The organism is Citrobacter cronae (assembly GCF_016893685.1).
Classification (GTDB): Bacteria; Pseudomonadota; Gammaproteobacteria; order Enterobacterales; family Enterobacteriaceae; genus Citrobacter; species Citrobacter werkmanii.
Genome location: NZ_CP069763.1, coordinates 1,309,896 through 1,311,137, shown reverse-complemented (window position 1 = coordinate 1,311,137; position 1,242 = coordinate 1,309,896). Strand labels below are relative to the sequence as shown.

Here is a 1,242-nt window from a genome sequence, read left to right as displayed (position 1 = left end):
AGTTGTCAAAACGTTAAATACGTCACACTTTTAATGTTACAATGCGTAACTTTTCTACAATAACCCCACGCAGGTAACAAAATGAGTGACGCTGTTGAACAAAAATCCCGCGCTGAGGTAAATACCCGGCCAAACTGGTCGGCGGTATTCGCCGTGGCGTTCTGTGTTGCCTGCCTGATAACCGTTGAGTTTCTGCCCGTTAGCCTGCTGACGCCAATGGCGCAGGATCTGGGCATTTCGGAAGGCGTTGCCGGACAATCAGTGACCGTGACGGCGTTTGTCGCCATGTTCGCCAGCCTGTTTGTGACGCAAATTATCCAGGCAACCGATCGTCGCTATGTGGTGATCCTGTTTTCGGTTCTGCTGACGCTTTCCTGCCTGCTGGTTTCATTTGCTAACTCTTTTACGCTCTTGCTGATCGGTCGTGCCTGTCTGGGGCTGGCGCTCGGCGGGTTCTGGGCGATGTCAGCGTCGCTGACCATGCGTCTGGTTCCCGCGCGTACGGTACCGAAAGCGCTGTCGGTGATATTTGGCGCGGTGTCCATCGCGCTGGTGATTGCCGCGCCGTTGGGGAGCTTTTTGGGCGGCATCATCGGCTGGCGCAACGTGTTTAACGCGGCGGCGGTAATGGGCGTGCTGTGCACCATCTGGGTAGTGAGAGCGCTGCCTTCGCTGCCGGGCGAACCTGCGCATCACAAGCAAAATATGTTCAGCCTGCTGCAGCGCCCCGGAGTAATGGCCGGGATGATTGCTATCTTCATGTCCTTCGCCGGGCAGTTCGCCTTCTTTACCTATATTCGCCCTGTCTATATGAATCTGGCGGGCTTTGATGTTGATGGCCTGACGCTGGTGCTGTTGAGTTTTGGTATCGCCAGCTTTGTCGGGACGTCGTTCTCTTCGGTGATTCTGAAGCGCTCGGTCAAACTGGCCCTGGCCGGTGCGCCGCTGGTGCTGGCGCTCAGCGCGCTGGTCCTGATTCTGTGGGGTAGCGATAAAGTGGTGGCCTCGGGCATTGCGATAATCTGGGGGCTGGCGTTTGCGCTGGTACCGGTTGGTTGGTCGACGTGGATCACCCGCTCGCTTGCCGATCAGGCAGAAAAAGCCGGATCGGTCCAGGTCGCCGTGATCCAGCTTGCCAATACCTGCGGGGCTGCGGTGGGAGGCTATGCGCTCGATAACCTCGGACTGCTGTCGCCCCTGATGCTCTCGGGCAGCCTGATGCTGCTGACAGCACTTCTGGTG

General features: G+C 57.6%; 1 protein-coding gene. It reads left to right on the top strand.

The genetic code is table 11. The features are described 5' to 3' along the window. Window positions 1-81: 81 nt before the first annotated feature. A partial coding sequence (gene nepI / locus JSN25_RS05570) for a purine ribonucleoside efflux pump NepI (protein ID WP_204525515.1) occupies window positions 82-1,242 on the top strand: 1,161 nt, incomplete at its 3' end.